Annotated in this window: 15 protein-coding genes and 1 tRNA gene; 4 read left to right on the top strand and 12 right to left on the bottom strand. The window is 71.6% G+C overall.

The window, feature by feature from the left end; genetic code table 11:
* Positions 1 to 27: 27 nt before the first annotated feature.
* The 4 genes from ACIQRL_RS12060 to ACIQRL_RS12045 form a co-directional block, all read right to left on the bottom strand.
* On the bottom strand, positions 28 to 237 hold the full coding sequence (locus tag ACIQRL_RS12060; RefSeq protein ID WP_401330414.1) for a hypothetical protein: 210 nt from the start codon (positions 235 to 237) through the stop codon (positions 28 to 30).
* Positions 238 to 424: 187 nt separating this feature from the next.
* Complete coding sequence (locus ACIQRL_RS12055) at positions 425 to 1,309, bottom strand: SDR family oxidoreductase (protein ID WP_401330412.1); 885 nt, start codon at positions 1,307 to 1,309, stop codon at positions 425 to 427.
* Positions 1,306 to 2,319, bottom strand: a complete 1,014-nt coding sequence (locus tag ACIQRL_RS12050) for an alpha/beta fold hydrolase (RefSeq protein ID WP_401330409.1) — start codon at positions 2,317 to 2,319, stop codon at positions 1,306 to 1,308. Before ACIQRL_RS12050 ends, ACIQRL_RS12055 begins: the two co-directional genes overlap by 4 nt.
* Entirely contained in the window at positions 2,316 to 3,872 is a 1,557-nt protein-coding gene (locus tag ACIQRL_RS12045; RefSeq protein ID WP_401330406.1) for a flavin-containing monooxygenase, read from the bottom strand. The genes ACIQRL_RS12050 and ACIQRL_RS12045 overlap by 4 nt, the downstream gene beginning before the upstream one ends.
* Positions 3,873 to 4,201: 329 nt before the next feature.
* Between ACIQRL_RS12045 and ACIQRL_RS12040 the strand changes: the two genes are divergently transcribed.
* Positions 4,202 to 4,864, top strand: coding sequence for a MerR family transcriptional regulator (locus ACIQRL_RS12040; protein ID WP_401330824.1), 663 nt, complete (start codon positions 4,202 to 4,204; stop codon positions 4,862 to 4,864).
* Between the two features lie 53 nt (positions 4,865 to 4,917).
* Here the strand turns inward: ACIQRL_RS12040 and ACIQRL_RS12035 are convergent, their stop codons facing one another.
* Entirely contained in the window at positions 4,918 to 5,721 is an 804-nt protein-coding gene (locus ACIQRL_RS12035) for an exodeoxyribonuclease III (protein ID WP_401330403.1), read from the bottom strand.
* A gap of 116 nt (positions 5,722 to 5,837) precedes the next feature.
* Between ACIQRL_RS12035 and ACIQRL_RS12030 the strand changes: the two genes are divergently transcribed.
* A complete protein-coding gene (locus tag ACIQRL_RS12030; protein WP_401330400.1) occupies positions 5,838 to 6,314 on the top strand; it encodes a GNAT family N-acetyltransferase in 477 nt (158 codons plus the stop codon).
* Positions 6,315 to 6,377: 63 nt separating this feature from the next.
* Complete coding sequence (locus ACIQRL_RS12025; RefSeq protein WP_401330397.1) at positions 6,378 to 6,920, top strand: hypothetical protein; 543 nt, start codon at positions 6,378 to 6,380, stop codon at positions 6,918 to 6,920.
* Between the two features lie 108 nt (positions 6,921 to 7,028).
* On the opposite strand, the gene ACIQRL_RS12020 is transcribed toward ACIQRL_RS12025, so the two are convergent.
* The 7 genes from ACIQRL_RS12020 to galU all read right to left on the bottom strand — a co-directional run bounded on the left by ACIQRL_RS12020 (position 7,029) and on the right by galU (position 12,776).
* Positions 7,029 to 7,102 (bottom strand) — tRNA-Ala (locus ACIQRL_RS12020).
* A 97-nt stretch (positions 7,103 to 7,199) separates the two neighbouring features.
* Positions 7,200 to 8,474: a gephyrin-like molybdotransferase receptor GlpR gene (glpR, locus tag ACIQRL_RS12015; RefSeq protein WP_401330394.1), complete on the bottom strand. Its 1,275-nt coding sequence runs from the start codon at positions 8,472 to 8,474 to the stop codon at positions 7,200 to 7,202.
* Positions 8,475 to 8,647: 173 nt separating this feature from the next.
* Positions 8,648 to 9,307, bottom strand: a complete 660-nt coding sequence (locus tag ACIQRL_RS12010) for a GNAT family N-acetyltransferase (RefSeq protein ID WP_401330391.1) — start codon at positions 9,305 to 9,307, stop codon at positions 8,648 to 8,650.
* A gap of 26 nt (positions 9,308 to 9,333) precedes the next feature.
* Positions 9,334 to 9,873 carry a molybdenum cofactor biosynthesis protein B gene (locus ACIQRL_RS12005; protein ID WP_401330389.1) on the bottom strand — a complete coding sequence of 180 codons (540 nt, stop codon included), beginning with the start codon at positions 9,871 to 9,873 and terminating at the stop codon, positions 9,334 to 9,336.
* Positions 9,870 to 10,382 carry a cyclic pyranopterin monophosphate synthase MoaC gene (moaC, locus tag ACIQRL_RS12000; RefSeq protein ID WP_401330386.1) on the bottom strand — a complete coding sequence of 171 codons (513 nt, stop codon included), beginning with the start codon at positions 10,380 to 10,382 and terminating at the stop codon, positions 9,870 to 9,872. Before moaC ends, ACIQRL_RS12005 begins: the two co-directional genes overlap by 4 nt.
* 163 nt (positions 10,383 to 10,545) lie before the next feature.
* Complete coding sequence (gene glp, locus ACIQRL_RS11995; RefSeq protein WP_401330383.1) at positions 10,546 to 11,868, bottom strand: gephyrin-like molybdotransferase Glp; 1,323 nt, start codon at positions 11,866 to 11,868, stop codon at positions 10,546 to 10,548.
* 5 nt (positions 11,869 to 11,873) lie between these two features.
* Positions 11,874 to 12,776, bottom strand: coding sequence for a UTP--glucose-1-phosphate uridylyltransferase GalU (gene galU / locus ACIQRL_RS11990; RefSeq protein WP_401330380.1), 903 nt, complete (start codon positions 12,774 to 12,776; stop codon positions 11,874 to 11,876).
* Positions 12,777 to 12,909: 133 nt separating this feature from the next.
* On the opposite strand from galU, the gene ACIQRL_RS11985 reads away from it, so the two are divergent.
* A complete protein-coding gene (locus tag ACIQRL_RS11985) occupies positions 12,910 to 13,485 on the top strand; it encodes a 5-formyltetrahydrofolate cyclo-ligase (protein WP_401330377.1) in 576 nt (191 codons plus the stop codon).
* Positions 13,486 to 13,534 lie beyond the last annotated feature (49 nt).

Raw genomic sequence — 13,534 nt, 5'->3', positions numbered from 1 at the left:
CCCATTCAGGCCGAGCAGGTGCGACGATCAGGCGTCGTAGTCCTGGTCGAAGCGGTCCTGAGCCTCCCGCTGAGCACGCTCCGCGTCCGGCATCGCGCCGTCACGAGCCGGGGCACCGTCGCGGCCGGCCGGGGCACGGCGGCTCGCCTCGTCCTGCCGGCCCTCGGGGCGCGTCTTCTTCTTGCCCTGCTGCTTCATCCGCTCGGCCTTGTCCTTGAACTGGTCCTGCATGCTCATGAGATTCACTCCTGTTGCGGGTGAGGGATTCGGCCCTCGACCCCCCTTGTGAGTGGGGAAGTCCGGGCCTCGACCAGACTGACACGCAGGAACAGAGCACGCATTTCGGTCAGTCACTCACCGTGAGAAGCGCCGGTGGGACACATCCCGGAGACGCCCCGGATCCCCCGGAGCGCCTCCGGCCGGCCTACGGAGCCGACGATTTCCGCTCCTCCTCGTCGGCCGCCCCGCCCGCCCCGACCAGCCCCGTCCGCACGCTGCCGAGGCGCGGCTCGAACCGCCGCATCTCGCGCTGTCCGACCGCCCCGATGACCCCGGGCAGATACCCCCGGATCCCCTGCATCCCCCGCAGCCACCACTGGGCGTACACATGGCTGGAGCGGCGCTCGATCCCGGCCACGATCCGGTCGACGGCCGGACCCAGCGGATACGTCTTGTTGGACGGCCACGGCAGCCGCTGCCGCAACTCCCGCATCACCTCGTCCTGGTCGGCGCCCCGCACCATGTCCGTGTCGGTCCACGACAGATACCCCACGCCGACGCGTACGCCCCGGTGGCCGACCTCGGCGCGCAGACTGTGCGCGTACGCCTCCACACCCGACTTGGAGGCGCAGTAGGCCGACATCATGGGAGCGGGAGTGATCGCGGCCAGCGACGCGATCTGCAGCAGGTACCCCCGGCTCTCCAGCAGTGCCGGCAGGAACGCCCGCGCGGTGACCGCCGATCCGATCAGGTTCACCTCGATCACCCGCCGCCAGGCGACGGGGTCGGAGTCCACGAACGGACCCCCGCTCGCGACACCGGCGTTCGCGACGACGATGTCCACCGTGCCGAACCGCTGCTCGACCTCCTGGGCCACCCGCGCCATCGCCTCGTGGTCGGTGACATCGGCGTACCAGTGGTCGCTCTCGCTGTGCAGCCGCTCCGAGACCCGCTTCAGCTCGTCCGCCTCCAGACCGACCAGCGCGACCTTCGCCCCGCGCGCGGAGAGCTTGCGCGCGAGGAGCTCGCCGACGCCGCGCGCGGCCCCCGTGACGACGGCGACCTGCCCTTCCAGGCTCACCTTGCTCATGCGCCCTCCTTGATCTCTGCGGTCTCCGCGATTCCTGCGTTCTCCGCGCCCTCTACGGCGATCTCTGCGGCGATCTCCGCGTCGGCTGCGGCCTTTTGTCCCCCGGCGGCCTGCATGTACGTGGTGACGAGTTCCCGTATCCGGGCGGTCACCAGCTCCGGCGCCTCCACCGGAGTCATATGGCCGAGCCCCGGCATTTCGGTACTGCCGACGCAGTTCGGCAGCGTCGCGACCAGGGCCCGCGCGTGCACCACCGGTGTCAACCGGTCCACCGCGCCCGCGATCACCGCCGTCGGCACCCTCAACTCCCGTACCCCCGCCTCGAGATCGAGGGTGGCGAGCACGGCCGACCAGGCGTGGCGCACGGCGCGCGGACAGGCGTGCACGATCCGCGCGCACGCGTCCACCATGACGGGAGACGAACCGGGGCCCATGGTCGCGTACTTGAGGATCCGCCTGGCGAGCGGTGTGACGGGTCCGAGTGGCGCGCGCGAGCCGAGCACGGCCCCGGTCACCCGCGTCCGGAGCGGCCCGGCGCGCAACGGCAGCACCCGCGACTCCTCGACCAGCCGGGTGCTCCCCGTGCTGCACAACAGCGCCGCCGCCGCGTGCTCCCTGAACCGCGGCCGCGCCGAGGCCGCCATCAAGGTCATGCCGCCCATGGAGTGCCCCGCGAGCACGGCCTTCTCGCCCGGCGCGAGCGTGGCCGCGAGCACCGCCTCCAGATCGTCGGCGAGCGCCTTCGTGCTGCACGCCTCACTCGCCGGACTGCGCCCGTGCCCCCGCTGGTCGTACGCGATGACCCGGTGGTCGGCTGCGAGGTCCCGGATCTGGGCCGCCCAGAAGGCGGTCGAGCAGGTCCAGCCGTGCGCGAGGACGACGGCGGGCGCGTCCTCGGGGCCGTGCACCTCGACGTGCAGTCGCGCGCCGTCCGCGGAGTGCGCGATCAGTTCCCGTGCCGGCACGGGAGGCGCGTACGCCCCGAGCGCCTCGTGCGTCAGTCGGCTCACGCGTCTGCCTCGACCTTCTTCTCACGGGTGCTCTTCGTCCGGGGCTCGGGCGCGACGCCGGGTGCGGCCGCCGGCTCCGCTCCGGCCACGCGCAGCACGTCGTACTCCCCGAGGTCGACGCGGCGCGTGGCGCCCCGGAACTCGGTCGTCGTACCGGGCCATACGGTGGTGTTGACGCCGTTGGCGTCGAGGTACCAGCTCGTGCAGCCACCGGTGTTCCACACCGTGCGCTTCATGCGTTCCTGCACACGGTCGTTCCACGCGTCCACGGCGGCGGGCCGCGCGTCGAGCGCCACGCGGCCCCCGAGCACGTCCAACTGCCGTACGAAGTCGGCCATGTAGTTCAGCTGGGACTCGATCATCAGGATCATCGAGGAGTTCCCGAGCCCGGTGTTCGGTCCGATGATCGTCATCCAGTTGGGGAACCCGGCGGCGGTGGCACCGCGCAGCGACTTCATGCCGGTCTCCCACGCCTGCGCGAGCGTCCTGCCGTCCGCCCCGACGACCCGCTCGGCGATCGGCATGTCGGTGACGTGGAACCCGGTCCCGAACACGATCGCGTCGGCCTCGGCCCTGGTGCCGTCGGCGGCGATCAGCGTGGAGCCGTCGATCTCGGCGAGTCCGGAGGCCACGACGTCCACGTTCGGCCGGGTGAGCGCCGGATAGTAGGCGTTCGACAGCAGGATCCGCTTGCAGCCGATCCGGTAGTCGGGCGTCAGCTTCGTCCGCAGCGCCGGGTCCTTGACGGCGCGCGCGATGTTCCGCCTGGCGAGCCGCTCGACCACGCCCAGCTGATCGGGCCGCTTGGTGAACGCCTGCACCTGGAGTTCCCGGATGCCCCACAGGAGTCCGCGCCTGGCCTGCGTCGTGAACGGAAGCCGCCGGTGCAGCCACCGCTCCGCTCCGCTGATGGCCCGGTCGACCCGCGGCATCACCCAGGGCGGGGTGCGCTGGAAGAGGGTCAGCCGGGCGACGTCCGGCTGGATCGCGGGCACGATCTGGATGGCCGAGGCCCCGGTGCCGACCATGGCGACGCGCTTGCCGCTCAGGTCGTAGTCGTGGTCCCAGCGGGCGGAGTGGAACACCTTGCCGGTGAAGGTGTCGATGCCCGGGATGTGCGGGATCTTGGGGTCGGAGAGCGGGCCCGTCGCGGACACCACGACGTCCGCCGTCAGGAAGCCGCCGCTCGTCTCGATCCGCCAGCGCAGCGTCTCCGTGTCCCAGGTCATCATCTTGACCTCGGAGTCGAACCGCAGGTGCGGCCGCAGCCGGAAGACGTCCGCCACGTGCTCCAGGTACGCGCGGATGTGCTCCTGTCCGGAGAAGGTGCGCGGCCATGCGGGGTTGGGCGCGAACGAGAACGAGTACAGGTGCGACGGGACGTCACAGGCGCACCCGGGATAGCTGTTGTCGCGCCAGGTGCCGCCCACACCGCCGGCCCGCTCCAGGACCACGAAGTCGGTGATCCCTTCGCGGCGCAGTCGCACGGCGGCCCCGAGCCCGCCGAACCCGGACCCGATCACCGCCACCCGTACATGCTCGTGCTCGGTCATCCCGGCGCCTCCCTAGCCCGCAGGACCCTGCCAGTGAACACTGGCACAATCGGGAGGGTAGAGCAGCTTCGTACTCATGGGTAGGGGTCGCGACCGGGAAAGTTACCGGGGGTACGACGTAGGGTGCGGACGTGGCCGAGGGATCAGGAAAGCGGGGCGCCGGGGCGCGAGCACGGGACCCCGAGACGCGGACGACCGGCACGCGACCACCGGACGCGTCCGGCACGCGACCACGGGACGGGCGCCCGCGCGAGGCCCCGGAGCCCGGCTCCGGCCCGCTCGCGAGCGCCGACCGGTCCGCGCCGGAACCCGGCCGCCGCGAGTACCGCATGGAGGAACTGGCCGAGGCGGCCGGCATCACCGTGCGCACCCTGCGCTTCTACCGGGAGCGCAAGCTCATACCTCCGCCCCGGCGCGAGGGCCGTATCGCCTGGTACGACGACACCCACCTGGCCCGCCTGCGCACCATCTCGGCGCTGCTGGAACGCGGCCACACCCTGAACGGCATCGCGGAACTGGCCGAGGCCTTCGACCACGGCCGCGACGTGGGCGAACTGCTCGGTCTCGGCGAGCCCACCGAGGAGACCCCGGTCCGCCTCTCCCCCGAGGAACTGGCCGACGTGTTCGCCGGCCAGGCGACCCCGGAGAACCTCGCCGCGGCGCTCGACCTCGGCTATCTCGGCACGGACGGCGGCGAGATCGTGCACATCAGCCGCCGCCTGCTCGACGTCTCGGCCGCCCTCGTCCGCGAGGGCATACCGCTCGCCGACGTCCTGACGGCGGCCCGCCGCGTACGCGACCACACCGAGGCACTCGCCGAGCTCTTCACCACCCTGGTCCTCACCGAGAACCGCACCCCCGACGACCTCCAACGCCTGCGCCCGCTGGCGAAGAGCGTGGTGGAAGCGGAACTGTCGATGGCCCTGGACCGACGACTCCGGGCTCCTCGGGACCCTGAGGGCCCACCGGACCACCAGGACCCCCAGGCCTAGGCGACACCGTCACCGCGACCGGATCCGCCCGGAGGCAATGGACGGGCGGCGACTCAGAGGTCGTAGACCACCGTGACCGGCGCATGGTCGGACCAGCGCTCCTCGTGTGTCGCCGCGCGCTCCACGAAGCCCTTGACCGCCTTGCCCGCGAGCCCGGGGGTGGTGACGTGGAGGTCGATCCTCCATCCCGAATCGTTGTCGAAGGCCCGCCCCCGGTACGACCACCACGTGTACGGTCCCTCGCCGTCCGGGTGCAGGGCCCGTACGACGTCGACGTACCCGCCGTCACCCGCGTCGAGGACCTGCCCCAGCCACTCCCGCTCCTCGGGCAGGAAGCCGGAGTTCTTCTTGTTGGCGCGCCAGTTCTTGAGGTCGGCCTCCTGGTGGGCGATGTTCCAGTCGCCGCAGACGACGACCTCGCGCCCGTCGGCGGCGGCCCGCTCCCTGAGTCCCTTCAGGTGGGCGAGGAACTCCCCCATGAACCGGACCTTCTCTTCCTGCCGCCCGGTCCCGACCTCGCCCGAGGGCAGATAGAGGCTCGCGACGGTGACACCGGGCAGGTCCGCCTCGACGTACCGTCCGGAGGAGTCGAACTCCTCGGAGCCGAAGCCGATCCGGACGCGGTCGGGCTCGCGGCGTGTGTAAAGGGACACACCCGCGCGCCCCTTGGCGGCGGCTGGGGCGTGCACGACATGCCAGCCCTCGGGCGCGCGGACCTCCGCGGAGAGCTGGCCCGGCTCGGCCCGCACCTCCTGGAGACACAGCACGTCCGCGGAGGTCCCCGCGAGCCACTCCACGAAGCCCTTCTTCGCGGCGGCCCGGAGTCCGTTCACATTCACAGAGGTCACCGTTAGCAAAGCACTCGCCCTTCGGGCAGGTTGACGGAGGTCGCGGTCGGCACCCGGGCACCATACTTAATCGGTGCCACCGGCCCGAACTCGATCATTCACCGCATAGATGTACGGTAAATCGCATGAATTTTCGCCCGGTCCCTTTCGACCACCCCGACGCGATCAAGCTCAACGACCAGGTTCAGGCCGAATACGCCGAGCGCTACGGCGACGACGGCGACGCCACGCATCTGGACGCGCGGATGTTCGACCCGCCGCTGGGCCTCTATCTGATCGCGTACGACGAGTGGGACCGCCCGGTGGCCACGGGCGGCTGGCGCACGCAGGACGAGAACGACGAGGGTTACTCGGACGGAGACGCCGAGCTCAAGCGCATGTACGTGGTCCCCGAGGCCCGCGGCCTCGGCCTCGCCCGGCGCATGCTGGCGGCGCTGGAGGACGACGCCCGCGCGGCCGGCCGCGTCCGCATGGTCCTGGAGACCGGCACCAAGCAGCCCGAGGCGGTCGCCCTCTACGCGTCGAGCGGCTACGAGCCGTGCGCCAAATTCGGCTACTACCGCTTCCACGAACTGAGCCTTTGTTACGCCAAAGCCCTCTAGTCATCGGGGCGGTGTTCATCCGGAGGCGCCCCGACGGACCGAGCGCGCCTGGAGGCCGACCCGATGTCGACGACCCGACCCTTACGGAACGTACGGCTGAGAGCGAGCGCGGCGGCGGGAGGGCTGGCCGCCGCGCTGGCCCTGACCGGCTGCACCGGCGGCCAGGGCGGCTCCGCTGAGCCCGACCCCGAACTGTCGCCGCCGCCGGCCTCGTCGCCCGCTTCCTCGCCGACGTCCTCCCCGAGGCAGTCTCCGGCCTCCGACCCCGTCCAGTACCTGCCCGGCGAGTCCGTCACCGAGGCTCCGGACCTACACGACGGCGGGGTCGTCGCGAAGGTCGCGAACGGCCACGGCAACGAGGAGATCGACGTACCGGGCGGAATCGGGCCCGGAACCCTGTGGATCGCCGTGAACTGCGAGGGCCGGGGAACGCTGAAGGTCTCGGCGGAACCGGGCGGGTTGAGCTTCCCGGTCGCGTGCGCCGCCGGAAAGGTCAGCGGCGTCCTCAACCGACTGGATCTCGAGCGCGGGCACCGCCACGCCCCCGGGACGGTGACCGTGACGGCCCCGTCCGGCGTTCGCTGGGCCCTCACCGTCGGACACTGACCGACCGAACCACCGGTTCCGGGGCCACCGACGGGAGTTGTCACCGTCGGCTCCAGGGCAAGGCAAGAGGCCCGCTCCCAGTGATGGGAACGGGCCTCTTGGCTGCGGTGGACCTGTGGGGATTTGAACCCCAGACCCCCTCGATGCGAACGAGGTGCGCTACCAGACTGCGCCACAGGCCCTTGCAACGAGTGAAACTCTAGCATCCCGATCGAGGTGCTCGGAAATCCGTTCCGGGCTGGTCAGCCAGGCCCTCGCGAGCACCCGTCGGCACACCCGTCACTCGTTGGCCGCGCGGGGCCGTTCCCCGTCCTCGTACTGGTCGAACAGCGGCGTACGGCCGCGCTCGCGGGCGCGCCGCGCGGACGCCGCGCGGCGGGCGTCGCTGCGCGTGTCGTCCGCGGCCTCGGCGCCGTCCGAACCGTCCGAGAGTTCCTCGTCGGCAAGCTCGGTCTCGGACACGCTCGGCTCGACCGCGCTGGACCGCGCGGAGCTCCAGGCGTCCGGCGCCCCGAGGTCGACGCTGGACGTGGCCCGGGGCGCGACCGGCGCGGTGACATAGGTCGGCAGCGGAACCGGCACCGGGTCCCAGCTGTCCCCCTGAGCCGGCCCGCACTGGCGCTCGCGCTGCTGGTCGACCCACTCGGCGTGGTCGGTCTGCTCGACGAGGGCGCGGCGGTCGGCGGCGAGCGCCGAGAGGCCGGGGTCGGTGTCGGACCCCGGGCCCTCCTCCGGTGCGTCCGCCCCGGGTTCGACGGACGTCCGCCGGCGAGGCTGCCGCTCCCGGAGCCGCTGCGCCGCGGCCTCGGCCCGGCGGCGGTCCATGGTGTAGGTGAAGCGCCGTCGCTCCTGGGCGCGCAGATGCACGATGTACGAGCTCAGCATCACGGCCGGTACGCCGGGCGCCCACAGGAACGCGAGCCCGCCGACGGCCGCCACGATCGCGCCGAATGTGAACGCGAGGAACAGCAGGACCGTCGTACGCCGACGGCGCGCGAGGACCTTCGTACGCCGGGCCCGCGCTGCGGCCTCTGCCGAGACCGCCCGGCGTGCGCCCGGCGTGGACGACGCGGCCTGCTGGGGCGCGGACTTGGCCGGGGGTCTCGGCGCGGACGCGGACGGGCCGGACTGGTGCGGTACGGACCGGGCGGCACCCGAGGTCTCGAAGGTGCCGCTCTCCCGGCCGGCGCGTGCCCCCGGCTTCTGCTCCGTCTGGGCCGGCTCCGGCACCTGAACCCGTTCCTGTGCGTGCGGACGGTGCTGGGCCGCCGCCTGGGGCCGGGCCGGAGGCACGGCGAAGGCCCGGACGTCCACCGAATCGGTGACGTCGTCCGGGTCGGCGCTGGGCTCCTCCTCCTCGGCGGAGCGCGCGCGCAGGTCCTTGGCGTATCGACGCTCCATGCCCGCCCGTCCGGACAGCAGCCGGATGGCGGTGCTGAAGCGTTCCGTCGGACGGGCTTCGTTGAGCTCGTCCTGCCTACGGAGCCACATCGGCACCAAGTAGGCGGCCCAGGCCCCGACGATGACTGCGTAGATCAGGCCGCTGCTGCTCACGCCTCACACGGTAGAGGGGTTTGTGTGAGGCCATCTGCCAATTGAGCCGGTGTGTCGCCCGATCCGGCTGATATTTCGAGCTTTTTTTGTGACCGATGCGATCAGCAGGCCGCCGCGAGCGCGAATTTAATGCCCTGACGCGATCGTCCGCCGATCATTTTCGAACACCTATTTCATTTCCCGGTGTTGCCGGGCTTGCCCGAGTTCTGCGAACCGGCCTGCTCCGATCCCTCTTGACCCGGACGGTTCGGCACCGAACGCGTCCGGCGCCAGCGCGCGAGCAGCCCCTCGGGCACTTCCTCCGCGGTGAGCGCGAAGACGAGATGGTCCCGCCAGGCGCCGTCGATGTGGAGATAGCGCGGGCGCAGCCCTTCCTCGCGGAATCCGAGTTTTTCCACGACCCTGCGGCTGGGCCCGTTCTCGGGGCGAATGCAGACTTCGATGCGGTGCAGTCCGACGGTGCGGAAGCAGTGGTCGCTCGCCAGCGCCACGGCCGTCGGCATCACTCCGCGGCCCGCCACCGACTGGTCCACCCAGTAGCCGACGTGCCCGGAGCACATCGAGCCCCAGGTGATCCCGGCCACGGTCAACTGGCCGACCAGCCGCCCCTGGTACTCGATCACGAAGGGCAGCATCCGGCCCGCGTTGGCCTCGGCGCGCAGGTGCCGGACCATCTGCCGGTACGTCGGCCGGTGCGCGATCGGACCGCTCGGGGTGGGCGGCGGGATGGTCGCCTCCCAGGGGCGCAGCCAGTCACGGTTGCGCCGGTTCACCTCGCGCCAGGCCCGCTGGTCGCGCAGCCTTATCGGCCGGAGGACGACATCGCCGTCCACCAGCTCGACCGGCCAGGATGGGCTGTTCAGCTCGCACCCCCACTGCCGCTGGGTCTCTGGTGGTCGCCGCCGCGGATCTGGTCGACGGCGTGGATCAGGAGGGGTTCGAGAACGGCCAGTCCGTCCTTCACCCCGCCGGTGGAGCCCGGCAGGTTGACGATCAGTGTCCCTCCGGCGACTCCGGCGAGCCCGCGCGAGAGCGCCGCCGTCGGCACCTTGTCCCTTCCGAACGCCCTGATGGCCTCCGCGATGCCCGGGATCTCGTGGTCGAGCACCCGCGAGGTCGCCTCGGGGGTGCGGTCGGTGGGCGAGATGCCCGTGCCGCCGGTGGTCACGATGACGTCGTAGCCCGCCTCGGCTCCGGCGCGCAGCGCCGCCTCCACGGGGTCCCCGTCGGGGACGACCCACGGCCCGTCGACCGCGAACCCGAACCCCGCGAGGCCGGCGGTGATCAGGGGTCCGCCCTTGTCCTCGTAGACGCCGGCGGCGGCGCGGTTGGAGGCCGTGACCACCAGGGCGCTGTAGGGCGCCGGGAGGGCACCGCCGAGGACGGTGTCGCCGCTCATGCCCGGCTCCAGTGGCCCGACTTCCCGCCTGTCTTCTCTTCCACCCGTACGTCCGTGATGACCGCCCCCTTGTCGACAGCCTTGACCATGTCGATCACGGTGAGGGCCGCCACGCTGACCGCGGTGAGGGCTTCCATCTCGACGCCCGTGCGGTCGGTGGTCTTCACGGTGGCGAGGATCTCGACGGCGTCGTCCGCGACCGACAGGTCAATCGTGACACCGGACACCGACAACGGGTGGCACAGCGGGATCAGGTCGGGCGTGCGCTTGGCTCCCATGATCCCCGCGATGCGCGCGGTGGCGAGGGCGTCACCCTTGGGGACCCCCTCGCCGCGCAGCAGCTCCACGACGTGCGGCGAGACCAGGACACGGCCGCTCGCGCGCGCGGTGCGGGCGGTCACGTCCTTCCCGGACACGTCGACCATGCGGGCGGCGCCGACCTCGTCGAGGTGTGTCAGTCGGTCCTGCACAGGGGGTCCGGAGGTCTCCCCCCGGGACGGAACAGTCATGTGCGTGGGCGCTCCCGGTCAGGGCCCGTCGCGGTGCGGCGCGTGGGCCTGGTGTGCGCGACACGTTACCGCCCGTCCGTCCACCGCTACGCCTCAGTAAGGAGCTGTGCGCCCCCTGCACGATCCGGGGGTCCGCCGGCGGACGTCGGCACCGTCCGGCCGCTCAGCCGAGCAGGACGACCTCGACCTCGGCGCCGGGTTCGACCGAGGTGGTGTCCTCGGGGACGACGATCAGCGCGTCGGCGTGCGCGAGGGCCGCGACCAGGTGGGATCCCGCTCCGCCGACGGGCGTCACGGCGCCGTCCGCGTACGTCCCGCGCAGGAACTGGCGGCGGCCTTTCGGAGAGGTCAGTGCCTTGTCCGTGGAAAGGGTGGCCCTGGTCGTGGGCCGGTGGACGTCCTGCAGCCCCATCAGGGTGCGGATCGCGGGGCGCACGAAGAGTTCGAAGGACACGTACGACGACACGGGGTTGCCCGGGAGGGCGAGCAGCGGTGTGTGGTCGGGGCCGATGGAGCCGAAGCCCTGGGGTTTGCCGGGCTGCATGGCGAGGGTGCGGAAGTCGATGCCGCTGCCCGCCTCGTCCTCGTCGCCGACCGAGGAGAGCGCTTCCTTGACGACGTCGTAGGCGCCGACGCTCACTCCGCCGGTCGTGACCAGCAGGTCCGCGCGGACGAGCTGGTCCTCGATGGTCGAGCGCAGCGTCTCGGCGTCGTCCGCGACCGCGCCGACCCGGTAGGCGATGGCTCCCGCGTCGCGCGCGGCCGCGCACAGGGCGAAGCTGTTGGAGTCGTAGATCTGGCCGGCGCTCAACTCCTCGTCGGGCTGGACGAGTTCGCTGCCGGTGGACAGGACGACAACGCGCGGGCGGGGGTGAACCCGCACGGTGCCGCGGCCGATCGCGGCGAGCAGGCCGATCTGCGGCGGCCCGAGGACGGTGCCCGCTTCGAGGGCGCGGTCGCCCGCCTTCACGTCGCTGCCCCTCGCGCGGACGTGCGCGCGTGCCTCGGCCTGGCGGTGGACGTGGACCTGTCCGTAGGAGCCCTCGGGGGAGGCGCTGTGCGCGCGCATCCCGGAGACCGGGCCCTCGCCGAGTCCGCCGTCCGTCCATTCGACGGGGACGACGGCTTCGGCCCCGGGCGGCAGCGGGGCGCCGGTCATGATGCGGGCGGCCTGGCCGGGGCCCACGTAGGGCTGCTCGGCCTGGCCTGCCGCGACATCGCCGACGACGGTCAGGACCGCCGGGTATTCCTCGCTCGCGCCCGCCACATCCGCGACCCGGACCGCGTACCCGTCCATCGAGCTGTTGTCGAACGGCGGCAGGGAGACCGGCACCGTGACGTCCTCGACCAGGACGCAGCCCTGGGCGTCGAGGAGTTGCAGCTCGATGGGTTCGAGGGGACGGACGGTCGTGAGGATGTCCTCCAGGTGGTCGTCCACCGACCAGAGGTGATCCTGGCCGGTGGTGCGGGTCACGGCGCTGCTCAAAGTCCCTACATCTCCTCGGCTACGTAACTGCGAAGCCAGGTCCGGAAGTCCGGGCCCAGGTCTTCACGTTCGCATGCGAGTCTGACAATGGCACGCAGGTAGTCGCCTCGGTCCCCGGTGTCATAGCGGCGGCCCTTGAAGACGACGCCGTGCACGGGGCCGCCGACCTTCTCGTCCGAGGCGAGCTGCTGGAGGGCGTCGGTGAGCTGGATCTCGCCGCCGCGGCCGGGCTCGGTCTTGCGCAGTATGTCGAAGATGTGCGGGTCGAGGACGTAGCGGCCGATGATGGCGTAGCCGCTGGGCGCGTCCGCCGCGTCCGGCTTCTCGACCAGTCCGGTCACCTTGACCAGGTCGTCCTCGTCGGTGGCCTCGACGGCGGCGCATCCGTAGAGGTGGATCTGCTCGGGCGCGACCTCCATGAGCGCGATGACGCTGCCGCCGTGCCGCTCCTGGACCTCGACCATGCGGGCGAGCAGGGGGTCGCGGGGGTCGATCAGGTCGTCACCGAGGAGGACGGCGAAGGGCTCGTGGCCGACGTGCGGGGCGGCGCACAGGACGGCGTGGCCGAGGCCCTTGGGGTCGCCCTGGCGCACGTAGTGCATGGTCGCGAGGTCGCTGGACTCCTGGACCTTGGCGAGGCGGCTCGCGTCGCCCTTCTTCTGAAGTGCCGATTCGAGCTCGTAGTTGCGGTCGAAGTGGTCTTCGAGGGGGCGCTTGTTGCGGCCCGTGATCATCAGGACGTCGTCAAGACCCGCCGACGCGGCCTCTTCGACCACGTACTGGATCGCCGGCTTGTCGACGACCGGAAGCATCTCCTTGGGAGTGGCTTTGGTAGCCGGCAGAAACCGGGTGCCGAGGCCTGCCGCCGGAATGACAGCCTTGGTGATCCTGGGGTGTGACTCAGTCATGTCCGCAACCATAACCGGTGGCTATGTGAAGAATCTGTGGCTCCGGTTAATTCGCTGTCATATGAGCGGATTAAGAGAACTACAGGAGTCACCTGTGAGACACGTCCGACCTGAACCAGAGCCTGACAAGCGAATGTTGCGGCGAGGGTTCCTCTTGGTGAGAAATGGGTTGACGGCCGATGACGTACGGGAAACGGCCGCCGCTCTCGCCGCCCGCGCCCTGGAGCTGCCCGAACTGGCGCACGCCCGGACGGTGGCCGCCTACGTCTCCGTGGGGAGCGAACCGGGCACCCTCGCGCTCCTTGACGCGCTCCGCGCACGCGGGGTGCGCGTCCTCCTGCCGGTCCTGCTGCCGGACAACGATCTGGACTGGGGGGCGTACACCGGGGCGGACTGCCTCGTGCGGATCCAACACGGCGGGAAGATGGCCCTCTTGGAACCGGCCGGCGAGCGGCTGGGGCCGGCGGCCGTCCAGGACGCGGACGCCGTTCTGCTGCCCGGTCTCGCCGTCGACGCGCGCGGGATGCGGCTGGGTCGCGGCGGAGGCTCGTACGACCGCGTGCTGGCCCGCCTGGAGCGCTCGGGCGCCGATCCCGCGCTGGTGGTGCTCCTGTACGACACCGAGGTCGTCCAGCGGGTCCCGGCGGAGGCGCACGACCGGCCCGTCCACGCGGTGGTGACCCCCTCCGGCGTGCGCCGCTTCCGCTGACGGACGGCGGGCCGGGGAACGGAGAACGGAAGTGGGGCGCCCCCCCCGC

The sequence above is a fragment of the Streptomyces sp. NPDC091209 genome, assembly GCF_044757755.1.
Lineage (GTDB): Bacteria > Actinomycetota > Actinomycetes > Streptomycetales > Streptomycetaceae > Streptomyces.
This window is presented reverse-complemented; position numbering and strand designations above follow the sequence as displayed.